The 19,236-nt window shown below is 54.7% G+C and carries 16 protein-coding genes; 13 read left to right on the plus strand and 3 right to left on the minus strand.

The genetic code is table 11. The features are described from left to right. The first annotated feature begins 274 nt into the window (after positions 1–274). The 8 genes from tig (at position 275) to ACQG11_RS14965 (ending at position 9,990) form a co-directional block, all read left to right on the plus strand. The gene (tig, locus tag ACQG11_RS14930; RefSeq protein WP_006809881.1) at positions 275–1,573 is read left to right on the plus strand and encodes a trigger factor; all 1,299 of its coding nucleotides are present in this window, start codon (positions 275–277) and stop codon (positions 1,571–1,573) included. A 260-nt stretch (positions 1,574–1,833) separates the two neighbouring features. Then, positions 1,834–2,457, plus strand: a complete 624-nt coding sequence (gene clpP, locus ACQG11_RS14935) for an ATP-dependent Clp endopeptidase proteolytic subunit ClpP (RefSeq protein ID WP_006809880.1) — start codon at positions 1,834–1,836, stop codon at positions 2,455–2,457. 127 nt (positions 2,458–2,584) lie between these two features. Continuing rightward, a complete protein-coding gene (clpX, locus tag ACQG11_RS14940; protein ID WP_006809879.1) occupies positions 2,585–3,859 on the plus strand; it encodes an ATP-dependent protease ATP-binding subunit ClpX in 1,275 nt (424 codons plus the stop codon). Positions 3,860–4,043: 184 nt separating this feature from the next. Continuing rightward, on the plus strand, positions 4,044–6,398 hold the full coding sequence (gene lon / locus ACQG11_RS14945) for an endopeptidase La (protein ID WP_006809878.1): 2,355 nt from the start codon (positions 4,044–4,046) through the stop codon (positions 6,396–6,398). Positions 6,399–6,608: 210 nt separating this feature from the next. Then, a complete protein-coding gene (gene hupB, locus ACQG11_RS14950; RefSeq protein ID WP_002444653.1) occupies positions 6,609–6,881 on the plus strand; it encodes a nucleoid-associated protein HU-beta in 273 nt (90 codons plus the stop codon). Between the two features lie 212 nt (positions 6,882–7,093). Further along, positions 7,094–8,965, plus strand: coding sequence for a peptidylprolyl isomerase (gene ppiD, locus ACQG11_RS14955; RefSeq protein ID WP_426728507.1), 1,872 nt, complete (start codon positions 7,094–7,096; stop codon positions 8,963–8,965). Positions 8,966–9,113: 148 nt separating this feature from the next. Next, positions 9,114–9,494, plus strand: coding sequence for a helix-hairpin-helix domain-containing protein (locus ACQG11_RS14960; protein ID WP_199009008.1), 381 nt, complete (start codon positions 9,114–9,116; stop codon positions 9,492–9,494). A gap of 97 nt (positions 9,495–9,591) precedes the next feature. Further along, on the plus strand, positions 9,592–9,990 hold the full coding sequence (locus ACQG11_RS14965; RefSeq protein ID WP_017694410.1) for a YbgC/FadM family acyl-CoA thioesterase: 399 nt from the start codon (positions 9,592–9,594) through the stop codon (positions 9,988–9,990). A 62-nt stretch (positions 9,991–10,052) separates the two neighbouring features. On the opposite strand, the gene queC is transcribed toward ACQG11_RS14965, so the two are convergent. Further along, positions 10,053–10,748, minus strand: a complete 696-nt coding sequence (gene queC / locus ACQG11_RS14970) for a 7-cyano-7-deazaguanine synthase QueC (protein WP_022647250.1) — start codon at positions 10,746–10,748, stop codon at positions 10,053–10,055. Positions 10,749–10,814: 66 nt separating this feature from the next. After that, positions 10,815–12,515 carry an SgrR family transcriptional regulator gene (locus ACQG11_RS14975; protein WP_426728508.1) on the minus strand — a complete coding sequence of 567 codons (1,701 nt, stop codon included), beginning with the start codon at positions 12,513–12,515 and terminating at the stop codon, positions 10,815–10,817. Between the two features lie 101 nt (positions 12,516–12,616). On the opposite strand from ACQG11_RS14975, the gene cof reads away from it, so the two are divergent. Next, positions 12,617–13,435, plus strand: a complete 819-nt coding sequence (gene cof, locus ACQG11_RS14980; protein ID WP_426728509.1) for an HMP-PP phosphatase — start codon at positions 12,617–12,619, stop codon at positions 13,433–13,435. A gap of 41 nt (positions 13,436–13,476) precedes the next feature. On the opposite strand, the gene ACQG11_RS14985 is transcribed toward cof, so the two are convergent. Beyond that, on the minus strand, positions 13,477–14,523 hold the full coding sequence (locus tag ACQG11_RS14985; RefSeq protein ID WP_022647253.1) for a PLP-dependent cysteine synthase family protein: 1,047 nt from the start codon (positions 14,521–14,523) through the stop codon (positions 13,477–13,479). Between the two features lie 115 nt (positions 14,524–14,638). Here ACQG11_RS14985 and ACQG11_RS14990 point away from each other — a divergent pair, with 115 nt between their 5' ends. The 4 genes from ACQG11_RS14990 (at position 14,639) to glnK (ending at position 19,206) form a co-directional block, all read left to right on the plus strand. Beyond that, on the plus strand, positions 14,639–15,097 hold the full coding sequence (locus ACQG11_RS14990) for an Lrp/AsnC family transcriptional regulator (protein ID WP_022647254.1): 459 nt from the start codon (positions 14,639–14,641) through the stop codon (positions 15,095–15,097). A gap of 30 nt (positions 15,098–15,127) precedes the next feature. Next, positions 15,128–16,882 carry a SmdA family multidrug ABC transporter permease/ATP-binding protein gene (locus ACQG11_RS14995; protein WP_426728510.1) on the plus strand — a complete coding sequence of 585 codons (1,755 nt, stop codon included), beginning with the start codon at positions 15,128–15,130 and terminating at the stop codon, positions 16,880–16,882. Then, positions 16,875–18,656 (plus strand): SmdB family multidrug efflux ABC transporter permease/ATP-binding protein, encoded by a 1,782-nt coding sequence (locus ACQG11_RS15000; RefSeq protein WP_426728511.1) that lies wholly within the window; start codon positions 16,875–16,877, stop codon positions 18,654–18,656. Before ACQG11_RS14995 ends, ACQG11_RS15000 begins: the two co-directional genes overlap by 8 nt. A 211-nt stretch (positions 18,657–18,867) precedes the next feature. Continuing rightward, on the plus strand, positions 18,868–19,206 hold the full coding sequence (gene glnK / locus ACQG11_RS15005) for a P-II family nitrogen regulator (RefSeq protein WP_006809867.1): 339 nt from the start codon (positions 18,868–18,870) through the stop codon (positions 19,204–19,206). The last annotated feature ends 30 nt before the right edge of the window (positions 19,207–19,236 follow it).

Consider the following 19,236-nt stretch of genomic DNA (forward strand, 5'->3'; position numbering starts at 1 on the left):
AAACGGCCTTCGGGCCGTTTTGTTTTGTCTGAGTTTTGAGCGGATGGCGCGTTTTTAAGGCTAAAAATAGCCTTAAAGTGTGAAAAAAGCCGCAGCAACATGCTCCAACCGTTCTCGACTCACCTAAGTGATGCCGCTATAATGCCGCGTCTTATTGAATGTCTTCGGGATGATTCTGGCGACAGGGAATGTGAATCTGCACATAAGAGAGCATCCCGGTATAACAGACAGATTCAGAGTTGACCGAGCACTGTGATTTTTTTGAGGTAACAAGATGCAAGTTTCAGTTGAAACCACTCAAGGCCTTGGCCGCCGTGTAACGATTACTATCGCTGCTGACAGCATCGAAACTGCTGTGAAAAGCGAGCTGGTCAACGTAGCAAAAAAAGTACGTATTGACGGCTTCCGCAAGGGCAAAGTACCAATGAATGTTGTTGCTCAGCGTTATGGCGCTTCCGTGCGTCAGGATGTGCTGGGTGAACTGATGAGCCGCAACTTTATCGACGCGATCATCAAAGAAAAAATCAATCCAGCCGGCGCGCCAAACTACGTTCCAGGTGAATACAAGCAGGGCGAAGACTTCACCTATTCCGTAGAGTTCGAAGTGTACCCGGAAGTTGAGCTGAAAGGTCTGGAATCAATCGAAGTTGAAAAACCGATCGTTTCCGTGACTGACGAAGACGTTGACGGCATGCTGGATACCCTGCGTAAGCAGCAGGCGAACTGGAAAGAGAAAGAAGGCGCTGTTGACGCGGAAGACCGCGTAACCATCGACTTCACCGGTTCAGTAGACGGCGAAGAGTTCGAAGGCGGTAAAGCGTCTGATTTCGTACTGGCGATGGGTCAGGGTCGTATGATCCCAGGCTTCGAAGACGGTATCAAAGGCCACAAAGCAGGCGAAGAGTTCACCATCGACGTGACCTTCCCTGAAGAATACCACGCTGAAAACCTGAAAGGTAAAGCAGCGAAGTTCGTCATCAACCTGAAGAAAGTTGAAGAGCGCGAACTGCCAGAACTGACTGAAGAATTCATCAAGCGTTTCGGCGTGGAAGATGGTTCTGTTGCGGGTCTGCGTGCTGAAGTGCGTAAAAACATGGAGCGCGAGCTGAACGGCGCTGTACGTAACCGCGTGAAGTCTCAGGCGATTGAAGGTCTGGTGAAAGCGAACGACATCGACGTTCCTGCTGCCCTGATCGACAGCGAAATCGACGTTCTGCGCCGTCAGGCTGCACAGCGCTTCGGTGGCAACCAGCAGCAAGCGATGGAACTGCCACGCGAGCTGTTCGAAGAGCAAGCGAAACGTCGCGTTGTTGTTGGCCTGCTGCTGGGCGAAGTGATTCGTACCCACGAGCTGAAAGCTGACGAAGAGCGTGTGAAAGGCCTGATCGAAGAGATGGCTTCTGCATACGAAGATCCATCAGAAGTGATCGAGTTCTACGGTAAGAACAAAGAGCTGATGGACAACATGCGCAACGTTGCACTGGAAGAGCAGGCTGTTGAAGCGGTACTGGCGAAAGCGAAAGTAACCGAAAAAGAGACCTCTTTCACCGAACTGATGAACCAGCAGGCGTAATTTCGCCCCAACGGTTTAAAGTTTGAACAAAAAACCCGTTGCCCTCCGGCGACGGGTTTTTTTTATCACAGCTTTAGTCCTGGAAGGGTGCTAAAACGCCCTTTCAGTGTTAGCGTTACAACAAAACGTTGTTATGCTTGAAATAGGGCATGGCGACCCCCATTAGTATGTAATCACGATGATTGAGACTGGCTGATAATCCGTCCATAAGGTTACAATCAGTACAGCAGGTGTTTTCAATTTTGAACCAGGAGACGGAAATGTCATACAGTGGCGAACGAGATAACTTTGCACCCCATATGGCGCTGGTGCCAATGGTTATTGAACAGACCTCACGCGGTGAGCGATCTTTCGATATCTATTCCCGTCTGCTCAAGGAACGCGTTATCTTTCTGACCGGCCAGGTGGAAGACCATATGGCTAACCTGATCGTGGCGCAGATGCTGTTCCTGGAAGCGGAAAACCCGGAAAAAGACATTTACCTGTACATCAACTCGCCGGGCGGTGTGATTACGGCGGGCATGTCTATTTATGACACCATGCAATTCATCAAGCCGGATGTCAGCACCATCTGTATGGGACAGGCGGCGTCCATGGGGGCTTTCCTGTTAACCGCAGGGGCGAAAGGTAAGCGTTTCTGCCTGCCTAACTCCCGCGTGATGATTCACCAGCCGCTGGGTGGTTACCAGGGCCAGGCGACGGATATTGAAATCCACGCCCGAGAAATTCTGAAAGTAAAAGCGCGCATGAATGAACTTATGGCGCAGCATACGGGTCAACCACTCGAGCAGATCGAGCGCGATACCGAGCGCGATCGCTTCCTGTCTGCACCAGAGGCAGTTGAGTACGGCTTAGTCGACTCCATTTTGACCCATCGTAATTGATGCCCGCGACGCGAGTGTGCCGCTATACTAATTTAGGGCGGCACGTTGCCTGTAAGCAGCTTGCGTCTGAGTATGGCATTTGCGTCGTCATGTGCGGCACATAGAACTTAAAAAGAGGTTTGGACTCATGACAGATAAACGCAAAGATGGTTCGGGCAAACTGCTGTACTGCTCTTTTTGCGGCAAAAGCCAGCATGAAGTGCGTAAACTGATTGCCGGGCCGTCCGTGTATATCTGCGACGAATGCGTCGATTTATGTAACGACATCATTCGCGAAGAGATTAAAGAAGTCGCGCCGCACCGTGAGCGCAGCGCGTTACCAACGCCACACGAGATTCGCCACCACCTGGACGACTATGTCATTGGTCAGGAGCAGGCGAAAAAAGTGCTGGCGGTGGCGGTATACAACCACTACAAGCGTCTGCGTAACGGCGATACCAGCAATGGCGTGGAACTGGGCAAAAGTAACATTCTGCTGATCGGGCCTACGGGTTCCGGTAAAACGTTGCTGGCGGAAACGCTGGCGCGCCTGCTGGATGTTCCGTTCACCATGGCGGATGCCACCACCCTGACCGAAGCCGGTTATGTGGGCGAAGACGTTGAAAATATTATCCAGAAGCTGCTCCAGAAGTGCGATTACGACGTACAGAAAGCCCAGCGCGGGATCGTCTATATCGATGAGATTGACAAAATCTCCCGTAAATCAGACAACCCATCCATCACCCGTGACGTCTCGGGCGAAGGTGTGCAGCAGGCGCTCCTGAAGCTGATTGAAGGTACGGTTGCGGCTGTTCCACCGCAGGGTGGGCGTAAACATCCGCAGCAGGAATTCTTGCAGGTTGATACCTCCAAGATCCTGTTTATCTGTGGTGGTGCGTTTGCAGGCCTGGATAAAGTGATCTCTCACCGTGTGGAAACCGGCTCCGGCATTGGTTTTGGCGCAACGGTGAAAGCTACGTCTGAAAAACCAAACGAAGGCCAGCTGCTGGCGCAGGTTGAACCGGAAGATCTGATCAAATTTGGTTTGATTCCGGAATTTATCGGCCGTCTGCCGGTTGTGGCGACCCTGAACGAACTGAGCGAAGACGCGCTGATTCAGATCCTGAAAGAGCCGAAAAACGCGCTGACCAAGCAGTATCAGGCGCTGTTTAATCTGGAAGGCGTTGAGCTGGAATTCCGTGACGAAGCACTGGACGCGATTGCCAAGAAAGCGATGGCGCGTAAAACCGGTGCCCGTGGCCTGCGTTCTATCGTGGAAGCAGCATTGCTCGACACGATGTACGATCTTCCTTCTATGGAAGATGTCGAAAAAGTCGTGATCGACGAGTCCGTCATTGGTGGCCAGACCAAGCCGTTACTGATTTACGGTAAACCGGAAGCGCAGCAGGCATCTGGCGAATAATTCACCATTTCATACAATCAGTTAATCAAAAAGGGGGGATTTTATCTCCCCTTTACTTTTTCCGTATTCATGGCGTTGAATGTATGGGAAACATCCCCATATACTGGATTACATGTTAATGGTTGTGTGAAGCACAGTTACATGACCAGTTTACCTGGCGGACACTAAACTAAGAGAGAGCTCTATGAATCCTGAGCGTTCTGAACGCATTGAAATCCCCGTATTGCCGTTGCGCGATGTGGTGGTTTATCCGCACATGGTCATACCCTTATTTGTAGGGCGGGAAAAATCTATCCGTTGCCTCGAAGCCGCCATGGATCATGATAAAAAAATCATGTTGGTTGCGCAGAAGGAAGCATCAACGGATGAGCCGGGTGTAAACGATCTTTTCACCGTCGGGACCGTGGCCTCTATTTTGCAGATGCTGAAGCTGCCAGATGGCACCGTGAAGGTGCTGGTGGAAGGCTTACAGCGCGCGCGTATTACCACTCTGTCAGACGATGGCGAGCACTTCTCTGCGAAGGCAGAGTACCTTGATTCACCGGAACTTGATGAGCGCGAGCAGGAAGTGCTGGTACGCACCGCGATCAGCCAGTTTGAAGGCTACATCAAGCTGAACAAGAAAATCCCACCTGAAGTGCTGACGTCGCTGAACAGCATCGACGATCCTGCACGTCTGGCGGATACCATCGCTGCGCACATGCCGCTGAAGCTGGCTGACAAACAGTCCGTGCTGGAAATGTCCGACGTTAACGAACGTCTGGAATACCTGATGGCGATGATGGAGTCTGAGATCGATCTGCTTCAGGTTGAGAAGCGCATTCGCAACCGCGTCAAAAAGCAGATGGAAAAATCGCAGCGTGAGTACTATCTGAACGAGCAAATGAAAGCCATTCAGAAAGAGCTCGGCGAGATGGACGATGCGCCGGATGAAAACGAAGCGCTGAAGCGTAAGATCGACGCGGCGAAGATGCCGAAAGAGGCGAAAGAGAAAGCCGAAGCTGAGTTGCAGAAGCTGAAAATGATGTCTCCGATGTCGGCGGAAGCGACCGTTGTACGCGGCTACATTGAGTGGATGGTTCAGGTTCCATGGAATGCCCGCAGCAAGGTCAAAAAAGACCTGCGTCAGGCACAGGAAATCCTCGATACCGACCACTATGGCCTGGAACGTGTGAAAGACCGCATTCTTGAGTACCTCGCGGTACAGAGCCGTGTGAACAAAATCAAAGGTCCAATCTTGTGCCTGGTAGGGCCTCCAGGGGTGGGTAAAACCTCTCTGGGCCAGTCCATCGCCAAAGCGACCGGACGTAAGTACATCCGTATGGCGCTGGGCGGCGTGCGTGATGAAGCGGAAATCCGCGGTCACCGCCGTACCTATATCGGTTCTATGCCGGGCAAGCTGATCCAGAAGATGGCGAAAGTGGGCGTCAAAAACCCGCTGTTCCTCCTCGACGAGATCGACAAAATGTCTTCGGACATGCGTGGCGATCCGGCGTCGGCGCTGCTGGAAGTGCTTGATCCAGAGCAGAACGTGGCGTTCAGCGATCACTACCTGGAAGTCGACTACGACCTGAGCGATGTGATGTTCGTGGCGACCTCCAACTCCATGAACATTCCGGCACCGCTGCTGGACCGTATGGAAGTGATCCGTCTGTCCGGTTATACCGAAGACGAGAAGCTGAACATTGCTAAGCAGCACCTGCTGCCGAAGCAGATTGAACGTAACGCGCTGAAAGCTAACGAGCTGACCGTTGAGGACAGCGCTATTGTCGGCATTATTCGTTACTACACCCGTGAAGCGGGCGTGCGTAGCCTTGAGCGTGAGATCTCTAAACTGTGCCGCAAGGCGGTTAAGCAGCTGCTGCTGGATAAGAGCCTGAAGCACATCGTGATTAACGGCGACAATCTGCATGCTTACCTCGGCGTTCAGCGCTTCGACTATGGCCGTGCGGACAACGAAAACCGCGTTGGTCAGGTGACTGGACTGGCGTGGACGGAAGTGGGTGGCGATCTGCTGACCATTGAAACCGCCTGTGTACCGGGTAAAGGCAAGCTGACCTACACTGGCTCGCTCGGTGAAGTGATGCAGGAGTCCATCCAGGCAGCGTTGACCGTGGTGCGTGCGCGCGCGGAAAAACTGGGTATCAACCCGGATTTCTACGAAAAACGCGACATTCACGTTCACGTTCCGGAAGGGGCGACGCCGAAAGATGGCCCAAGCGCGGGTATTGCTATGTGTACGGCGCTGGTTTCCTGCCTGACGGGTAACCCGGTCCGTGCTGATGTGGCCATGACTGGTGAAATTACGCTGCGTGGTCAGGTACTGCCCATCGGCGGGTTAAAAGAAAAACTGCTGGCGGCACACCGTGGTGGGATCAAAACCGTATTGATTCCTTACGAGAATAAACGCGATCTGGAAGAGATTCCGGACAACGTTATTGCCGATTTGCAGATCCATCCGGTGAAACGCATTGAGGAAGTTCTGACTCTCGCACTGCAAAATGAACCGTCCGGAATGCAGGTTGTAACCGCAAAATAGTGACCTCGCGCAAAGAGCGCTAATAAAAACAAGGCTGGTAAGTCATTTCGTACTTGCCAGCCTTTTTTTGTATAGCTAATTTAGATTGCTGATTGGGTTAGCCATCAACAACGGGTGTTGTAAGGTCATAGCAGGACTGATATAACTGCTGCGCGGTCGCGCTGTGAAGGATTCAGGTGCGATATAAATTATAAAGAGAGGAAGAGAACAGTGAATAAATCTCAACTGATTGACAAAATTGCTGCGGGTGCTGATATTTCTAAAGCTGCAGCTGGACGTGCTTTAGATGCTTTAATTGCTTCTGTTACTGAATCTCTGCAAGCTGGGGACGACGTTGCACTGGTAGGCTTCGGTACTTTTGCGGTTAAAGAGCGTGCTGCCCGTACTGGCCGCAACCCGCAGACCGGTAAAGAGATCACCATTGCTGCCGCTAAAGTGCCGGGTTTCCGTGCAGGTAAGGCGCTGAAAGACGCAGTAAATTGATTGCTTTCCCGCTCCAGGGAAGCTGAAAAGTACAAGGGCGCATCGTTTGATGTGCCTTTTTTGTTTGTCCAGACCTGATTTGTGCGAGTTTATGCGAGTTGTGGGCTGACAATTGCCCTGTTTTCTTGTCACAATACGCCTTTACGCGCGACGGTCAGGATTTTCCGTCAGCGTCAGGTAACCAGTCACCTACAGCGGAGTGTTGTTACACCATGATGGACAGCTTACGCACGGCTGCTAACAGTCTCGTGCTCAAGATTATTTTCGGTATCATTATCGTGTCGTTCATATTGACCGGTGTGAGTAGTTACCTCATCGGCGGTGGCGCGAACTACGCCGCAAAAGTGAATGGCCAGGAAATTAGCCGTGGGCAGTTCGAGAACGCTTTTGCTGGTGAACGTAACCGCATGCAGCAACAGCTGGGCGACCAATACTCTGAACTTGCAGCCAACGAAGGCTATATGAAAAACCTGCGTCAGCAGACGTTGAACCGCCTTATCGACGAAGCGCTGCTGGACCAGTACGCGAAAAGCCTCGGTCTGGGCATCAGCGATGAGCAGGTTAAAAAAGCCATCTTCTCGACGCAGGCTTTCCAGTCTAATGGGAAGTTCGACAACGCGCGTTACAACAGCATTGTTAACCAGATGGGGATGACGGCTGACCAGTACGCACAGGCGCTGCGTAACCAGTTGACCACGCAACAGCTGATCAACGCGGTGGTGGGCACCGATTTCATGCTGAAAGGCGAAACTGAAGCGCTGGCGGCACTGGTAGCGCAGCAACGCGTGGTGCGTGAAGCGACGATTGATGTCAATGCACTGGCGGCGAAACAGCAGGTTAGCGACGCTGAAGTTAATGCTTACTACGAGCAAAACAAGAACAACTTCATCTCTCCTGAACAGTTCCGCGTAAGCTATATCAGGCTGGATGCTGCCGCGATGCAGAAAAACGCGACTGACGCCGAGATCCAGTCTTATTACGACCAGCATCAGGATCAGTTCACTCAGCCGCAGCGTAACCGTTACAGCGTGATCCAGACCAAAACGGAAGCAGAAGCAAAAGCCGTGCTGGACGAGCTGAACAAAGGCGCTGATTTCGCGACCGTGGCGAAAGCAAAATCCACCGACATTATTTCTGCCAAAAACGGTGGTGATATGGGCTGGCTGGAAGATTCCACTACCCCGGACGAGCTGAAAAATGCGGGTCTTAAAGAGAAAGGCCAACTGTCTGGTGTAATCAAATCCTCCGTTGGCTTCCTGGTGGCGCGTCTGGACGATGTCGTAGCGGCGAAAACCAAGCCGCTGGCTGACGTTCGTGATGATATCGCTGCGAAAGTGAAGCAGGAGAAAGCGCTGGACGCCTTCTATGCTCTGCAACAGAAAGTGAGCGATGCCGCAAGCAACGACAACGAATCACTGGCGGGCGCTGAGCAGGCTGCTGGCGTGAAAGCGGTTGAGACGGGCTGGTTCAGCCATGAAAATCTGCCGGAAGAACTGAACTTCAAACCGGTTTCAGATGCCATTTTCAATGGTGGTCTGGTAGGTGAGAACGGTACGCCGGGCAGCAACTCAGACATCATTACCGTTGACGGTGACCGTGCGTTCGTACTGCGCGTCAGCGAGCACAAAGCCGAGGCAGTGAAGCCCCTGGCGGAAGTGAAAGATCAGGTGGTGGCGCTGGTCAAACACAACAAAGCGGCACAGCAGGCAAAACTGGATGCAGAGAAAATTCTGGCCGATCTGAAAGCCGGTAAGAACGATGCACTGAAAGCGGCTGGCCTGAACTTTGGCGAAGCCAAAACGCTGAGCCGTACCGGTCAGGATCCTGTCAGCCAGGCGGCGTTTGGTCTGAGCCTGCCGGCGAAAGACAAACCTGTCTTTGGCACCACGACCGATATGCAGGGTAACGTGGTGATTCTGGCGCTGGATGAAGTCAAAGCCGGCACGCTGCCAGACGCGCAGAAGAAGGCCATGGTTCAGGGAATTACCCAGAATAATGCCCAGATTGCTTTCGAAGCGATGATGAGCAACCTGCGTAAAGAAGCCAAAATCAAGCTGGGTGATGTGGTGACCCAGGAGCAATAATTACGTACCTGCTCGCAGATTTTCGTAACGCTCTGCAAAAACTAAAGGCCGCTTTCGCGGCCTTTTCCATTTCTGCAATCTGCTGTTTGTCCCTGTTTTCTCGTACGGCTATCGTGGCGTGGCTGTCAACAAACAAGGAGAAAACAGCATGAAATGTGGAATCAAAGCACTGTTAATTACACTGGCTATTGCCACTTCCGGGATGAGTGCGGGCGCGCTGGCGGCGTCGCCCTCGGCTAAAGCGCAGGCTGCACAGACCAAAACAGACTCAGTTGCGCAGGCTTATACGCAATCAAAAGCGACTGATGCCGGTAAAAGTGCAGAGGATGACGGTACGCGAGTCAGCATCAATTCGGCATCGGCAGAAGAGCTCGCGCGCGTGATGAACGGTGTGGGACTTAAAAAAGCCCAGGCCATTGTTAGCTACCGCGAGGAGTACGGTCCTTTCAAAACCCTTGACGATCTCAAGCAGGTGCCGGGTATGGGCAGCGCGCTGGTTGAGCGCAATCTCGCACACCTGACGCTGTAATCGCGTAATCACTTGCACTGCGGCAAAAATTTGCCAGGATAAAGAGGTCATACCAGTTATGACCTCTGAACCTATAACAACGAAAGGCTATTGCGCTATGCAGACACAAATCAAAGTCCGTGGTTATCACCTCGATGTTTACCAGCACGTCAATAACGCCCGCTACCTTGAATTTCTTGAAGAGGCGCGCTGGGATGGCCTGGAGAACAGCGAAAGCTTCCAGTGGCTGACCGCACACAACATCGCGTTTGTGGTCGTCAACATCAACATTAACTACCGCCGCCCGGCTGTGCTGGGGGATGTGCTCACCGTGACCAGTGAGGTCCAACAACTGAATGGCAAAAGTGGTGTATTGAGCCAGGTCGTCACGCTTGAGCCAGAAGGGCAGGTAGTGGCCGATGCGCTGATCACCTTTGTCTGTATCGATCTCAAAACCCAGAAAGCGTTGCCGCTGGAAGGGGAGTTGCGTGAAAAGCTGGAGCTGATGATCGCGTAAGTAATATTCAGGAATGCCCGCGCTGTCGACTCCTGTTGTACGACAGCGCGGACAGTTAGCCCTTATTTCAGACCGGTCTTTTTCTGCATCGCGGCCATCACGCCCGCTTTATCCGCAAGATAATGATTCAGACCGTTCGCGCGCAGGTTACAGGCGGCACACTGCCCGCAGCCGTCCCCTTTAATGCCGTTGTAGCAGGTCAGGGTCTCGTTGCGAACGATATCCAGCTTGCCCCAGTAGTCGGCCAGCGCCCAGGTTTCGGCTTTATCCAGCCACATCAGCGGCGTTTCGAAGCGGGTCTCTTTTGCCATTCCCAGATCCACGGCGTGATTGAGCGCTTTCACGAATTCATCCCGGCAGTCCGGGTAGCCAGAGAAGTCGGTCTCACACACGCCCGTGATCACCGCTTCGGCTTTCACCTGGTAGGCATAGATTGCCGTCAGGGTCAGGAAGAGAATATTACGCCCAGGTACGAAGGTATTCGGAATGCCGCTGGCATCCGGTTCGTAATCAGGCACCGGAATGCTGTCGCGAGTGAGACTGCTGACGGCCAGTTCATTTAACAGCGTCACGTCCAGCACTTTATGAGCGCGGGCGCCCAGTTTGAGGGCCAGTTCACGAGCGACATCGATTTCAGCGCGATGACGCTGACCATAATCAAAAGTGACGCAGTGCACTTCATCATACTGGTGAAGTGCCTGAATCAGGCAGGTTGTGGAATCTTGTCCTCCGCTGAACACGACGACGGCACGTTTCATAGATCATCTCGACAGTTACGGTAAAAGCGTCATGTTAACGCCTGGCTAAAGCGGCGACCAGCTTCTTCACGCGTTTGGTGGAGGAAGCCAGGCTTCGGTGAAGTCAAACCAGCCGCGAGTGTTAAGGCGTATTCCGTTGACGCCCGGAGGAGCGCTGATTTGATACTGGTAGTTAAAGAGCGGTGTCAGGACGGCTGTCTCCATTAATCGGCTGAAGATAGCCTGAAGTCCTGCGTGTCGGTCACGTTCGTCGGCCTGCGTCTGCACCGCATCCAGTGTGGCCTGCAAATGGGCGTATGCCGGTGCGCTCAGCAGATGCGGCCAGAGCGCATCGCAGCGGAGCCATTGCTCAAGGGTGTACGCTGGCGCTTCGCCAATCAGTCTGTCTCCCATCATGATGTCTGCATCGGCAAGCTGCTGGCAACCGTCCCACGTCTTGGCGTCGTGAAAGATGACGGTCAGTTCACAGCCCTGCCGCGCAAGGTATGCTTTTAACTGGCTGGCCATGGTGTGAAGCTCAACCGGCAGGTGGTAGACAAGCGTCAATGCCTCTGGCAGCACAACGTCGGTTAAATCAGTCCACTGGGGGATCGCCCAGCCGGGAAGCAGTTCCTCGGTAGGAGTGATGAGCCCTTCGTTCAGGGGAAGCGTGTGCAGCAGCGTTGAGAGATGAATGATATTAATCAGCCGCTTTGCCTGAAGTTCGCTCAGACGCGGACTTTGTTTCAGCGTGAGGTAGCAGAAGCCCAGACTGGTGCTGTTACTCACCAGCCGCAGGCTGGCCAGCTCGTCGGCCTCGCCAATGGCGATTTGCACCGGGTGGCGACAGCTGGTGCCCAGACTGTAGTCAAAAAGCTGGGGCGTGATCCAGTACTCGATAGCCTTAAGTAACGGATGACCAAGGTGATACTGCTCGTGGCTTTCCAGACGCACCAGTTCAGGCTCAAAAACGCTCAGCCGAAAGGGACCGCTGCCCACCACGGGGTAATCAGGATGCGCCAGACGGCTACAGTAGGTTGCCAGCCTGTGCGCCAGCCAATAGTCAGGTTGATGCAGAATAAACGTCAGGCTTTGCGGATGCGTGGTTTCGATACGTAAGACGCTGCGGAAAAGCGTGTCCATGCCGGGCTGCGATAGCAGCGCCGTCAGGCTTTGCCTGAGCTGTGCCGTCTCTATTTTATCGCCGTTATGCCAGTGCAGGGTGGAGCGAATGTAGAAATGCCAGCGCAGGCCGTCAGCGGAGATTTCCCAGTGATGCGCCAGATCGCCCGTGGGTTCACTGCTGGTACCATTAAAACGCGTCAAACCAGAGAATACCTGTCCCGCCAGATGCTGCTCCGCCCGGCCAGGGAGAAACCCCGGCTGAAGCGGCTCCAGCGAACGATAGTAGGGAATACGCAGCGTCGGCGTATCGTTCTGCCATTGCCCGCCCATAAACGGATGCAGCAGCGATCGCAAATCTTCAGGCGCGAGCTGGGCCAGCTCCAGCGCGTTGTGCTGCTGTCCACTTTTAAGGGCCTCTTCCATCATCGTATTACGCAACGAATCCGGGGTGACGTGAAAGCGTAATTCCCCACGCTTTCCTCGTCCGGAGCGGGCGTGCCAGCTTAGCCAGCCCGCCTCCTGCGCCTGGCGCAGCAGGGTGCGTACATGTCGCTCGCTGCAAAAGCAGCGGCTGGCAAGTTCACTGATGGTCACCTGCTGCGTTGCGCCGGCGGAGGGGTGCCACAGACGCTGATACTGGTTAAGACGGTTAAGCTGGCGCATGAAAAACCCGGAACAATAATTATCATCTATTCACTATTACTTCCGTATATCTCACGTAATACTGATGCACAAGTTAACCGCATCACATTTCGGGAGTAATTATGGCTCGGCTCGCTGCATTTGATATGGACGGCACGCTGTTAATGCCGGATCACCGTTTAGGGGAGAAAACCCTGAACACACTTAAGCGCCTGCGCGAGCGTGAAGTCACCCTGACGTTTGCCACTGGTCGTCATGTGCTGGAGATGCGCCATCTGCTGGGAACATTTGCCCTCGATGCGTTCCTGATCACCGGCAACGGGACGCGCATTCACTCCGTCGAGGGCGATGTGCTGCACCGTCAGGATCTGGATCCGGAAGTGGCGGACATCGTCCTGCACAGCACCTGGGATACGCAGGCCAGCGTGCATGTTTTTAACGATGAAGGCTGGTTTACCGGGCGTGAGATCCCGGCCTTGCTGCACGCTCACGTTTACAGTGGCTTTAAATATCAGCTCATCGATTTGCGCCGCATTCCGGCACACAAGGTAACCAAGATCTGCTTCTGCGGCGATCACGACGATCTCTGCCGCCTGCGTATTCAGCTTAACGAGGCGCTGGGCGACCGGGCGCACCTGACCTTCTCGGCGGTGGACTGTCTTGAAGTGCTGCCGGTGGGCTGTAACAAAGGATCTGCGCTGGCGGTGCTGAGCGATCGTCTGGGGCTGACGATGCAGGACTGTATGGCCTTTGGTGACGCCATGAACGACCACGAGATGCTGAGCAGCGTAGGTCGTGGGCTGATTATGGGGAACGCGATGCCGCAACTTATCGCCGCGCTCCCGCATTTACCGATTATCGGACACTGTCGTAACGAAGCGGTGTCCCATTTTTTGACGCATTGGCTGGACAAAAATAACCTCCCATATTCCCCCGAATAACGAGATCCTTCCAGCAAGCCAGGCTAAAGCCTGGCTTTTTTTTATTTCACCAGATGCGAAATCTGCGCTTTCCACGGTTCAACATCGCCAATATTGGCCTGTACCCATTCTGCGTTGTAATAGGTGTCCAGGTAGCGTTCCCCGCTGTCGCACAGCAGCGTGACGACAGAGCCGCTAAGGCCTTCTTCACGCATTCTCGCGGCCAGTTGTAGCGCCCCCCACATATTGGTGCCGGTAGAGGCTCCGACCTTACGGCCAAGCTGTGTCTCCAGCCAGTGCGCCGTCGCGACGCTGGCGGCGTCCGGCACGCGGAGCATCTCATCCACAACGTCCGGAATGAACGAAGGTTCGACGCGCGGGCGACCAATTCCTTCGATCTTGCTCCCCACAGGGCTGCGCAGGCTGGCATCGCGAGATTGCCAGTAATCAAGGAACACCGAGTTCTGAGGGTCAACCACCATCAGCTGCGTATCATAACCCTGACAGCGGATATAACGTCCGATGGTGGCGGAGGTTCCGCCCGTGCCCGCGCTCATGACAATGTAAGAGGGGACGGGATGTGGCTCGTGGGTCATCTGGCGGAAAATGCTGTCCGCAATGTTATTATTGCCGCGCCAGTCGGTGGCGCGCTCGGCGAAGGTGAACTGGTCCATATAGTGACCATTTAGTTCGCGGGCCAGCATTTCGGAGGCAGCATAGATTTCGCAGGCGCTTTCCACAAAGTGGCAGCGTCCGCCGTAAAATTCGATCTGTTCAACTTTACGTTTCGCCGTGCAGGAGGGCATCACAGCGATAAACGGCAGGCCCAGCAGGCGGGCAAAGTAGGCCTCTGAGACGGCAGTTGATCCGGACGACGATTCAATAATCGTGGTGCCTTCTTTAATCCAGCCGTTACATAAACCGTATAAAAAGAGTGAACGCGCCAGGCGATGCTTCAGGCTGCCGGTAGGATGGGTACTTTCATCCTTCAGGTAAAGCTGAATGCCGGGAAATCCAGGCAAAGGCAGGCGGATCAAATGGGTATCTGCCGAGCGCTGATAGTCGGCATTTATTTCGCTGATGGCATGTTTAACCCAGGTGCTATTCATCGTAGTTATCCGTTTGTCATTTTGTGCCCAGCATAGCGAAAAGCACAGAAAAAATTGTTGCTATCTGGCCTTTAAAATAGAATGTAAGGAGAATAATTTTCTCTGGGAGGTGGATATGCTAGATAAAATTGACCGCAAGCTGCTTTCTTTGCTGCAAAGCGACTGCACCCTCTCTTTGCAGGCGCTGGCAGATGCCGTTAATCTGACCACCACACCGTGCTGGAAGCGCCTCAAGAAGCTGGAAGACGATGGCATTCTGCTGGGACGTGTGGCGCTGCTGGACCCCGAAAAACTGGGGCTTGGACTGACCGCCTTCGTCCTGATAAAAACGCAGCATCACAGCAGCGAATGGTACAGCCGCTTCGTCACCCAGGTTTCCGACATGCCCGAGGTGCTCGGCTTCTGGCGCATGGCGGGGGAATACGACTATCTGATGCGCGTTCAGGTGGCAGACATGAAGCGCTACGATGATTTTTACAAGCGGCTGGTCAATAGCGTACCGGGCTTGTCCGATGTCACCTCCAGTTTCGCCATGGAACAGATTAAATACACCACAGCGTTACCCATTGAATAACTTCATAAAATATCTTCAGGAAAAGACCGCGTGCGATTATTTGCCCAATTAAGCTGGTACTTTCGTCGGGAGTGGCAACGCTACCTCGGCGCGGTGGCCCTGCTTATTATCATTGCCATTTTGCAACTGATCCCGCCCAAAGTGGTGGGATACGTCGTGGATGGTGTTACGGAACAACATTACACCGCCGCACGGGTGATGATGTGGGTCGGTACGCTGGTGTTGACGGCCGTGGTGGTTTACCTGCTGCGTTATGTCTGGCGCGTGCTGCTGTTCGGCGCGTCCTATCAGCTTGCCGTTGAGCTGCGCGAGGACTTTTACCGCCAGCTGAGCCGCCAGCACCCTGAGTTTTATCTGCGTCACCGTACCGGGGATCTCATCGCCCGCGCCACTAACGATGTGGACCGTGTGGTGTTTGCCGCCGGTGAAGGGGTGTTAACGCTGGTGGATTCCCTGGTGATGGGCTGTGCGGTACTGATTGTGATGTCTACGCAAATTAGCTGGGAGCTCACGCTGCTGGCGTTGCTGCCGATGCCGCTGATGGCGCTGGCGATTAACCGCTACGGCGAGCAGCTCCATGAACGCTTTAAGCTGGCGCAGGCGGCGTTCTCGTCGTTAAACGATCGCACCCAGGAGAGCATGACCAGCATCCGCATGATCAAAGCGTTTGGTCTGGAAGACAGGCAGTCCGCGCTGTTTGCGGCCGACGCCGCCGATACCGGTGCGAAAAACATGCGCGTGGCGCGTATAGACGCCCGCTTTGATCCGACAATTTATATTGCGATTGGCATGGCGAACCTGCTGGCGGTGGGCGGCGGAAGCTGGATGGTGGTGCGAGGCACCATGACCCTCGGGCAGTTAACCAGCTTTGCGATGTACCTCGGGCTGATGATTTGGCCGATGCTGGCGCTGGCCTGGATGTTTAACATCGTTGAACGTGGGAGCGCCGCCTACAGCCGTATCCGCGCCATGCTGGCGGAAGTGCCGGTAGTGAACGATGGCAGCGAGCCGGTACCGGAAGGTCCGGGTGTTCTGAAGGCTGATATCCGCGTCTTTATCTACCCGCAAACGGAACATCCGGTGCTTGAAAACGTCAGTTTCACGCTGCGTCCTGGTCAGATGCTGGGCATCTGCGGCCCGACGGGCTCCGGTAAAAGCACCATTCTGTCACTGATTCAGCGCCATTTTGACGTGAGCGAAGGCGATATCCGTTTCCATGACGTCCCCCTGCCACGTCTGCTGCTGGATGACTGGCGCAGCCGCCTGGCGGTCGTCAGCCAGACGCCGTTTTTGTTTTCAGACACCATAGCCAACAATATCGCGCTCGGGTGCCCGACGGCGACACAGGACCAGATCGAGCATGTGGCGCGCTTAGCCAGCGTCCATGAGGATATTCTGCGCCTGCCGCAGGGCTACGACACAGAAGTGGGTGAGCGGGGCGTTATGCTCTCCGGTGGACAAAAACAGCGTATCTCTATTGCCCGCGCGCTGCTGCTGGACGCTGAGATCCTGATTCTGGATGATGCGCTGTCCGCGGTTGACGGGCGTACCGAGCATCAAATTCTGCATAACCTTCGGCAGTGGGGGGAGGGGCGCACGGTCATCATCAGCGCGCACCGTCTGTCGGCCCTTACCGAAGCCAGTGAAATTCTGGTGCTTCAGCACGGGCATATTGCCCAACGTGGTCAGCATGAACAGCTCGCCGGGCAGGCCGGCTGGTATCGGGATATGTACCGCTATCAACAGCTTGATGCTGCGCTGGATGAGGAGGTCACCGATGCGTAAGTTTGGACAGATGTGGCCGACGTTAAAACGGCTGCTCGCCTATGGCTCACCGTGGCGCAAACCGCTTTCCATCGCCGTGCTGTTACTGTGGATCGCCGCGATTGCGGAGGTGACCGGTCCGCTGCTTATCAGCTATTTTATCGATAACATGGTGGCGAAAAGCTATCTGCCGCTGGGGCTGGTGGCGGGGCTGGGTGTGGCGTATGTCGGGCTACAGCTGACGGCGGCGGGGCTGCACTATGCGCAGTCGCTGCTGTTTAACCGGGCCGCCGTGGGCGTGGTCCAGCAGCTACGCACGGATGTGATGGATGCCGCGCTGCGCCAGCCGCTGAGCGAGTTTGATACCCAGCCGGTCGGGCAGGTTATTTCGCGCGTCACCAATGACACCGAGGTGATCCGCGACCTTTATGTGACCGTTGTCGCAACGGTTCTGCGCAGTGCCGCATTGATTGGCGCGATGCTGGTGGCGATGTTCAGTCTGGACTGGCGGATGGCGCTGGTGGCGATCGCTATTTTCCCGGCGGTGCTGATTGTGATGGTAATTTACCAGCGCTACAGCACGCCGATTGTTCGTCGCGTGCGCGCTTACCTTGCAGACATCAATGATGGCTTCAACGAAGTGATCAACGGCATGAGCGTTATCCAGCAGTTTCGCCAGCAGGCGCGTTTTGGCGAGCGGATGGGAGAAGCCAGCCGTTCGCACTATATGGCGCGGATGCAGACGTTACGTCTGGACGGCTTCCTGTTACGCCCGCTGCTGAGCCTCTTCTCTGCGCTGGTGCTGTGCGGGCTGTTGATGCTGTTTGGCCTGACGACGCGCGGAACCATTGAGGTGGGAGTGCTGTACGCGTTTATCAGTTACCTTGGCCGTCTTAACGAACCGCTGATTGAACTCACTACGCAGCAATCGATGCTGCAACAGGCGGTAGTCGCGGGTGAGCGTGTGTTTGAGCTGATGGACAGGCCGCGTCAGACCTATGGCGATGATGAACGTCCGCTGGAAAGTGGATCCATAGCGTTTGATCATGTCTCGTTTGCCTACCGCGACGATCAGCTTGTCTTGCAGGATATCAACCTCGAGGTACCGTCGCGCGGTTTTGTCGCCCTGGTTGGGCATACCGGCAGCGGCAAAAGCACGCTCGCCAGTTTGCTGATGGGCTACTATCCGTTGACGCAGGGGGAGATCCGTCTGGATGGACGGCCTCTTTCCGCGCTTAGCCACAACGCGTTGCGTAAAGGCGTCGCGATGGTGCAGCAGGATCCGGTAGTGCTGGCGGATACCTTTTATGCCAACGTGACGCTGGGACGACCTTTCACGCCTGAGCAGGTATGGGAGGTGCTGGAAACGGTGCAGCTGGCAGATCTGGCGCGCGGGTTAAGCGAGGGGATCAATACCCGGCTGGGCGAGCAAGGCAATAACCTCTCTGTCGGGCAAAAGCAGCTCCTGGCGCTGGCGCGCGTGCTGATTGAGACGCCGCAGGTGTTGATTCTGGATGAAGCGACCGCAAGCATCGACTCCGGTACCGAACAGGCGATCCAGCTGGCGCTGGCTGCCGTGCGGGATCGCACTACGCTGGTGGTTATCGCTCACCGCCTCTCAACGATCGTCGATGCCGATACCATTCTGGTGCTGCACCGTGGCCAGGCCGTTGAACGGGGTACGCACAAAGCGCTGCTCGAGGCGAAAGGACGCTACTGGCAGATGTATCAGTTGCAGCTGGCAGGCGACGAGCTGGCCGCCAGCGTGCGCGAGGAGGAGTCGCTCAGCGCCTGATGCACCATAACAAGGCAATGCGCTAACAGTCTTAACCGTTGGTGCAAAACTGAAACGCACCCTGCACTGCCATGGTGCGTTTTTTTTCACCCCTTCGCGGCGCATGCGCGCCGCGGCGCTTTCCTCCTCACATTTCACTTCTGGCACACCCTTTGCAATATCCCTCTCGTGTTAGCTGCGGCCATTACCGAATTCTGACTGGAGGGGATATATGAAGCTGGTTACGGTGGTAATCAAACCATTCAAACTCGAAGACGTGCGTGAAGCGCTGTCTTCCATGGGTATTCAGGGACTGACTGTCACCGAAGTGAAAGGCTTTGGGCGTCAGAAAGGTCATGCCGAGCTTTATCGCGGGGCGGAATACAGCGTTAACTTCCTGCCAAAAGTGAAGATTGATGTGGCGATTGCCGACGATCAGCTTGATGAGGTGATTGATGTCGTCAGCAAAGCGGCCTACACCGGAAAAATTGGCGACGGCAAAATTTTCGTTGCCGAACTACAGCGCGTCATTCGCATCCGTACCGGCGAATCTGACGAAGCGGCGTTGTAAGTAACTCCTGGCACACAGTGATAGGGATCG

Origin of the sequence: Enterobacter cloacae complex sp. 372C4 (assembly GCF_050030615.1) — a bacterium.
Lineage (GTDB): Bacteria > Pseudomonadota > Gammaproteobacteria > Enterobacterales > Enterobacteriaceae > Enterobacter > Enterobacter intestinihominis.